We start from the raw sequence: 6,802 nt of genomic DNA on the forward strand, positions 1-6,802 counted from the left end.
ACGCCGCCGCACCCAGCCACATGGGGAACTCGGGCACGTTGTCGAGCAGGACCCCGACGTGGAACGGCCCCGGTCGCCGCAGCCCGACCAGGACCGACGCCCGCTCGGTGCAGGCCTGGGCGTACTCGGCCCAGGTCCAGGTTTCGTCCTCGTAGAGGAGCGCCGGCCTGCTCCCGTGCTCGTCGGCCCGGCGGAGTAGCAACTCAGCGATCGTGTTCATCGCCACGTAGTCTGCCGCGGCGCAGCGCTGCGCCGGCAGTGCCGGCGCCTGACGGGGGCAGCCGCCCCCTCATCTAACATGCCTTCAGGATCAGAGGGAGGCAGGTTGCGGGACGAGCTGCAGGAAGGTGTGGAGGTCGACGCCGGTCGGCAGCACGTCGTGTTCCTGTGCACGGGCAACGCCGCCCGGTCGGTGATGGCGGGCGCCGCCCTGGCCCGATCGGGCGCGACCCGGATCACCACCGCGGGTACCCACGTGGTCGAGGGCCAGCCCATGAGCTGGCGCACCCGCTCCGCCCTCGAGGGCGTGGGCCTGGCCGCCGACGGGCACCGCAGCCGCCAGATCCGCCAGCGCGATCTCGATGACGCCGACCTGGTCGTGGGTCTGGCCCGTGAGCACGTGGAGCATGTCCGCCGCCGGCACCCCTCGGCCGCCCCCCGCACGGCGACGCTGCGCCGGTTGTGCCGGGATCTGCCCGGTCTGCCGGGGACGCTCCAGGAGCGATTGAAGGCCCTCCGCCTGGACGAGGTCGAGCTCGAGCCCTGGGAGGACGTGGACGACCCGGCCGGAGGAGAGCTCGAGGACTTCCAGGGCTGCGCGGCCGAGATCGTCGAGCTGGTGGCGCTGCTCGAGCGGGAGCTGTCCTGACCCCGTGAGCGGGAACGGGGGCGGGTCGCCCCTCACCATCCCCGCGCTGGTCGCCGACTCGGCCCATCGTCATGGGGATCTCGAGGCGCTCGTCGGCGAGTCCACCCGCCTGACCTACGCCCAGCTGGCGCCCGCCGTGCACCGGGCGGCAGGGGCCGCCATGGGGTTGGGGGTCGGGCCGGGCGACCGGGTAGCCATCTGGGCCCCCAACATCACGGAGTGGGTCGTCGCCGCCCTCGGCGTTCTGTCGGTCGGCGGGGTCCTGGTGCCGCTGAACACCCGCTTCAAGGGACCGGAGGCGGCGTACGTCCTCGCCAAGAGCGGGGCCCGCGTGGTTTTCACGGTGTCGGGCTTCCTCGGCGTCGACTACGTGGACATGCTGCGCCAGGCGACGGAGCGGTCGACGCTCGACTCCATCGTCGTGCTGCGGGGTGACGCTCCCGAAGGCACCCTGTCGTGGCCGGACTACCTGACCGGCGCCGACAAGGTCCATCCGGCGGATGTCGACGACCGGATGGCCGCGGTCAGGCCGGACGACCTGTCGGACATCATCTTCACCTCCGGCACCACCGGGCGGCCGAAGGGGGCGATGGCCACCCACGCCCAGACCCTGCGGGTGTTCCGGGACTGGGCCGAGATCGTCGGCCTGAGCCGCGGGGACCGCTACCTGATCGTCAACCCGTTCTTCCACACCTTCGGCTACAAGGCCGGATTCCTCGCGTCCTTCCTTGTCGGCGCCGCGGTCGTGCCCCACGCCGTTTTCGACGTGCCGACAGTGCTCGCCCGGGTGGCCGAGGAACGCATCTCCATGCTCCCCGGGCCGCCGACGCTCTACCAGTCAATCCTCGACCACCCCGAGCGGCGCCGCTATGACCTCTCGTCGTTGCGCCTCGCCGTCACGGGCTCGGCTGCGGTCCCGGTGGAGATGATCCGCCGCATGCGCAACGAGCTGACGTTCCGCACCATCATCACCGGCTACGGCCTCACCGAGTCGACCGGCACGGTGACAATGTGCCGCTACGACGACGACCCCGAGACCATCGCCAACACATGCGGCCGGGCCATCCCTGACACCGAGGTCCGAGTCGTCGACGATGCCGGCCGCGAGGTCGCGAGAGGCGAGCCGGGCGAGGTGGTGGTGCGCGGCTACCACGTGATGAAGGGGTACTTCGACGAGCCCGAGGAGACCGCCGCCGCCATCGACGCCGATGGCTGGCTGCACACCGGCGACATCGCGGTGATGGACGAGCGCGGGTACCTGCGCATCACCGATCGGAAGAAGGACATGTTCATCGTGGGCGGGTTCAACGCCTACCCGGCGGAGATCGAGAACATCCTGCTCGGCAACCCGAAGGTCGCCCAGGTAGCGGTCGTTGGCGTACCCGACGAGCGCATGGGCGAGGTGGGCGCGGCGTTCGTGATCCCCCGGCCGGGCGAGAACCTCACCCCGAGCGAGGTCATCGAGTGGTCTCGCCAGGTGATGGCGAACTACAAGGTGCCCCGCCGCGTCGAGATCGTCGAGGCCCTGCCGCTCAACGCCAGTGGCAAGGTCCTCAAGTACGAGCTGCGTGACGAGGCGACGCGACCAGCGCGACCCTGAGCCCGCCGGGGGCTACCGCCCCGCGGCGGCGTCGCGGAAGCGGGTCGAGCGGTGCACCGGGTCGCCGTCGAGCTTGGGGATGATGTGCTCGCCGAACAGCTGGATGGTCTCCAAGGCGGCGCTCATGGGCATGTCGATCGGCATGCCGAACACGAGCTGGTCGGCGCCGACGCTCTCGTAGCGCCGAACCTGCTCGAGCACCTCGTCGGGATCCCCGCAGAGCATGTAGCCCTCGTTGATCCGGAGGTCGACGTCCTCGGGGGTGGGCTCGGGCAGCACGGCCGGCCAGTCGGGCACCTCCTGGGGCTTCGGGAAGGTGTCGTGGTAGCGGAACACGAGGCTCTGGAGGTAGGAGATGCCCATGTCCTGGACGATCTGGCGCGCCTTGCGGCCGTCCTCCAGGCACACGACCCCGTTGGTGATCATCACGTTGTCGTTCACGTAGGCCCCGACGGGCTCGGCGTCGCCGATGGCGTCCTTGTAGGCCTGCACCATCGGCGCCATAGCTCCGATGGCCGACGTGTTGAAACCGAGGACGCCGACACCGAGGCGGGCGGCCTTCTCGTAGGTCGGCGGGTTCCCCGCTGCCATCCAGATCGGAGGATGCGGCCGGCGCCAGGGCTTGGGCAGGACGTTGCGATTGGGCACCGAGAACGCCTTGCCCTGGTGGTGGTACTCGGTTTCGTTCCACATCCGGAGGAACTCGGGGATGACCTCGTCGAACACCTCCTTGGTCACCGCCGTGCTCTCGATGCCGAAGCCGGTCACCTCCCGGCTCCCGGCGCCCCGACCGGTGCCGAACTCGAAGCGCCCGTCGCTCAGGTGGTCCAGCATGGCCACCCGCTCGGCGACCCGGACCGGGTGGTTCACCTGCGGGTTGAGGTTGAAGATGCCCGAGCCGACGTGGATCCGGTCGGTCACCGCGGAGAGATGGGCCAGGTAGACCTCGTTGGCCGACATGTGGGAGTACTCGTCGAGGAAGTGGTGCTCGGTGACCCACACGTACTTCCACCCCGCCCGATCGGCCGCCTTCACCAGCTCGACCTCGTTCATGATGGCGTGGTGCTCGGCGTCGGGGTCGGCCTCGACGCGGCGCCGGGGCAGGTGGGCCTGGACGAAGATCCCGAACTCCATGGTTGTCGTGGCCTCCGATTCCCAGCTCGCATCCGACGGTGTGTCAGATAATAACCGCTGCTCAGCAGGCGAAAAGACCACCGATGTCAGCGGATTGTCAGCGCTTTGCCGATCACGAGCCCGGCGACCTCGGACGCGGCGTCTGAGGCGACCGTCTCGAGGACGTGGGAGTACGTCTCGAGCAGCATCGTGACGCTGTGGCCCAGCCGGGCGGCGACCACGGCCGGGTGTTGGTTGGCCAGCAGGGAGAGGCTGGCGTTGGTGTGCCTCAGGTCGTGAAACCGGATGACCGGGACCCCCGCTTTCCGGGCCAGCCGCTCGATTGTCTGCGACATGCTGACCGGCGAGAGGGCCGTCCCGTCCTCCCTGGTGAAGACGAGCTCAATATTGGTCCATGCTGTCTCCCAGGCCAGTCGCTCCTGAGCCTGCCGGGCGCGGTGAGCACGCAAGGCAGCCACGACCCGGGCGTCGAGGGCGAGCCGGCGGACGGATCGCTTCGTCTTCGGCGGACCGAAAACAGGTCGACCGTGTGCGGACAATCGAGTTCACCTTTTCTCAGCAGAGCGTGGGTCGCATCGCCTCGGCGCTTCACCTGTCCATCCGTGATCACACGCTCGCACTGCCCGACGACGCTGCGCTCCTCGACGAGCTGGCCAACGTCCGGCTCCGTGAGACATCGCCGGGTGTGCTCCGTATGGATCACGACCCCGATCGACACGATGACCGCGCCGTCGCTCTGGCCCTCGCCTGTCATTGGCTGCTCGAGCACGGCCAGCGCAAGGGCCCGAGGATGCACTTCAACGGCCCACACAACAACTGGGGCGCAGCGCAACCCGATGAGTCGGAACCCGGACGCCACGACCCGTTGGTCGCACCGGCATATCCGACGCGACTTGACCCGACGATTGTTCACTAACGAAAGGAGCTCGACATGAGCGACGACACACTGGGAGACCCGATTGAGGCATTCGCTGGCGAGTCATACCGCCCGCCTGCGGTGGGCGAGCGGTTCGGCGAGACGCCCGCGGTCGCGGCCCAAGTGCATGAAGGTGGCCCCGAGCCCCAGCCGGTCGGTCCCGACACCAGCCCGGCGCAAATGGGCACCAGCACGCCACCGACACACGAACCGATGAGCAGCGGCCAGCACCTCCAACCTGCCAATCCGCTCGTGTCTGGACCCGAGGGCATCTCGGCCACCCAAGCCGGCGAGCACCAGGAGGAGTTCATGAAGCAGATGGGAAGATGAGCGCGACCGCCTTCGCCACCGATTTGAGGCCGGGCCTGTGGGTGAATCACGAAGGCCGCACCGCCGAGGTCAGGTTCGTGAGTTTCGCCGACGACGCTGAGTGCATGTACGCATGGCTCGGTGACGACACCGAGGCGACCGAATTGGACCCACAGCAGGCCGTCCGCCTGACCGTCCCCCCTCGGTACCGACCGCTGCTCGATGCAATCCGAGCCGAGAACAGCGCTAGACGAATCCTTGAGCGCCGAGCACCGAAGGAGCACACATGACCGAACAACTTGCGAGCACCCGGACACCAGGGACCGCATCACCGCGCCACCCGCACGAACCACCGCCCCCTAACTCGTTGTCGGGCATGATCGAGAAGTCGAAACGCAACGCTCGGGACGATGAGCACATGGCTGCCGCGCTCCGCCATCGTGTGGAGCTTCCCAAGCCGCCACAAGGCATAGACCCCGCCGTTGCCGAGTACATGCGGCGCCTTATCGAGTTCTTCCTCGAGCAGGCCCGTCTGCCCGTCTGGACGGAGCCGCGCCCCTTCTATGTCGAGCCGGAGCCATCGCCACCGAACTACCGCCCGCTCACTGTGCCAGCGCGGTCGATGATCACTTCCGCCGCGACTGACTGCCCGGTGGATATCGCGTTCCACATTCAATCGGATGGCACGGCCCAGGCTATGGGCAGTGTCGATGAGGTGCGCGGCCAGCTCGAGCTGCTCGTTCGCTCCGAGGGCGCGCGGCCCGAGGACGTGAGCGGCATTGTCGAGGCCCGCTTGGCCCGCCTGGTAGTCGCGAGCGACATCAAGCTGAAGGACGACCCTCGACTCCTCGAGCGAATCGAGACCTCGCCCGGCTGGCCGGCCCGCTACGACCGAGCCCTACCAGAGCTGGAGCCGTTGCCCGCTGTCGCTTGTCCTGACTGTGGGAACGTCGTCATCAATCGCCGCGAGCAGCCTCGGAGCGGAGACTGCCGAGCCTGCAACCGCCACTTCGGAGTGCGCATCGAACACGACGAGTTCGGGCGTGAGGTCATCACGGTCAATAAGCCACGCACGGCAGGCACCATGCACGTCCTCTCCGATGAGGAGCGACAAGCGAGATATGGAATCTGAAGTTCTCCCGGCCGAGTCGTGTGCCCTGGGGACCTCCGGGGCCAAAGGTGGCCACCATGCGGCCGACTGCTCGTCGGTCACCTGCCCGGCCGGGGCCCCGCTCAGCGTTCGCTAACCCCGTGAACCTCTCGGCTCGTCGTCAGCGCAGTCCCGCAGAAGGGACAGAAGTCGCTGCCCTTGTTCGGCGCCCCGCAATTCCCGCACGGAGCGACGCCGTGTTGGCGCTCGACGACGTGCCAGCGCCGCACAGGAGGGCGACGAGCGACGGTGGCAGCCTGCCGGCGCTGCTTGTGCTGAGTGACGGCGCCGAGCACGATGAGCACGACGAGAAGCACCGCTAGCGGCGCTGTGATCGGCACGTAGACCTCGGCCAAAGCAACCAAGGCGCACACGCCGATGAATAGCCAAAAGACGGATGCGACGGGCCCTGAGCGTCTCCGATAGCTCACGTCGCTCTTCCCTCCCCTCGCCCTCATTATGCCCTTAGGGGGTGACAGTCTGCCCGCTGGGGCCCCCGCACTGGGGATCGACAGGGCAGCCCGCCAGGCTCACACTGACAGTGTGTCCGACTTCTTGATCGGACCGAACAACCACCGAAAGGCGGATTCGATGAAGAGACGACTGATCGCCGCTGGGGCAATTGCAGTCGGAACGCTTGGTTTCGTGCCAGCGTTCACGGGGCTAGCGAGCGCGACGCCTCCTCCTACGCCTCCTCCTACGCAACATGCGGGCTGTGTTGCGGTGCTCACCACCATGCTCGGCCCGCCTGGGTCCGACTTCGCCAGCGGTGGGATAGTCCGATTCGTGGCCACGCAGGAGTCGCCGCCTGAGTGCTTCGTCCCC

The 6,802-nt window shown here is 68.2% G+C and carries 9 protein-coding genes; 6 read left to right on the forward strand and 3 right to left on the reverse strand.

All coding sequences use genetic code 11. From position 1 onward, the window contains the following. Positions 1–220, reverse strand: a 220-nt coding sequence (locus VGF64_16980) for a hypothetical protein (GenBank protein HEY1636456.1), incomplete at its 3' end; no start/stop codon positions are given. A 105-nt stretch (positions 221–325) separates the two neighbouring features. On the opposite strand from VGF64_16980, the gene VGF64_16985 reads away from it, so the two are divergent. Both VGF64_16985 and VGF64_16990 read left to right on the forward strand, forming a co-directional pair. Continuing rightward, complete coding sequence (locus VGF64_16985) at positions 326–868, forward strand: hypothetical protein (protein HEY1636457.1); 543 nt, start codon at positions 326–328, stop codon at positions 866–868. A gap of 4 nt (positions 869–872) precedes the next feature. Then, on the forward strand, positions 873–2,468 hold the full coding sequence (locus tag VGF64_16990) for a FadD3 family acyl-CoA ligase (protein HEY1636458.1): 1,596 nt from the start codon (positions 873–875) through the stop codon (positions 2,466–2,468). A gap of 12 nt (positions 2,469–2,480) precedes the next feature. On the opposite strand, the gene VGF64_16995 is transcribed toward VGF64_16990, so the two are convergent. Both VGF64_16995 and VGF64_17000 read right to left on the reverse strand, forming a co-directional pair. Then, positions 2,481–3,602 (reverse strand): LLM class flavin-dependent oxidoreductase, encoded by a 1,122-nt coding sequence (locus VGF64_16995; protein HEY1636459.1) that lies wholly within the window; start codon positions 3,600–3,602, stop codon positions 2,481–2,483. Positions 3,603–3,688: 86 nt separating this feature from the next. Continuing rightward, a complete protein-coding gene (locus tag VGF64_17000) occupies positions 3,689–4,060 on the reverse strand; it encodes a tyrosine-type recombinase/integrase (protein HEY1636460.1) in 372 nt (123 codons plus the stop codon). A 71-nt stretch (positions 4,061–4,131) separates the two neighbouring features. On the opposite strand from VGF64_17000, the gene VGF64_17005 reads away from it, so the two are divergent. From VGF64_17005 to VGF64_17020, 4 genes are all read left to right on the forward strand, one after another. After that, complete coding sequence (locus VGF64_17005; GenBank protein HEY1636461.1) at positions 4,132–4,518, forward strand: hypothetical protein; 387 nt, start codon at positions 4,132–4,134, stop codon at positions 4,516–4,518. Between the two features lie 15 nt (positions 4,519–4,533). Beyond that, positions 4,534–4,848 (forward strand): hypothetical protein, encoded by a 315-nt coding sequence (locus VGF64_17010; GenBank protein ID HEY1636462.1) that lies wholly within the window; start codon positions 4,534–4,536, stop codon positions 4,846–4,848. 397 nt (positions 4,849–5,245) lie between these two features. Next, complete coding sequence (locus VGF64_17015; GenBank protein HEY1636463.1) at positions 5,246–5,959, forward strand: hypothetical protein; 714 nt, start codon at positions 5,246–5,248, stop codon at positions 5,957–5,959. A 215-nt stretch (positions 5,960–6,174) separates the two neighbouring features. Beyond that, a complete protein-coding gene (locus VGF64_17020; protein ID HEY1636464.1) occupies positions 6,175–6,300 on the forward strand; it encodes a hypothetical protein in 126 nt (41 codons plus the stop codon). Positions 6,301–6,802 lie beyond the last annotated feature (502 nt).

It is taken from the genome of Acidimicrobiales bacterium (genome assembly GCA_036491125.1).
Lineage (GTDB): Bacteria > Actinomycetota > Acidimicrobiia > Acidimicrobiales > AC-9 > AC-9.

What these genes read in the sequence shown, in the direction of transcription:
- VGF64_17015 (HEY1636463.1), top strand. Translation starts at nt 5,246, where the DNA reads ATGGCTGCCGCGCTCCGCCATCGTGTGGAGCTTCCCAAGCCGCCACAA.
- VGF64_16995 (HEY1636459.1), bottom strand. Translation starts at nt 3,602, where the DNA reads ATGGAGTTCGGGATCTTCGTCCAGGCCCACCTGCCCCGGCGCCGCGTC.
- VGF64_17010 (HEY1636462.1), top strand. Translation starts at nt 4,534, where the DNA reads ATGAGCGACGACACACTGGGAGACCCGATTGAGGCATTCGCTGGCGAG.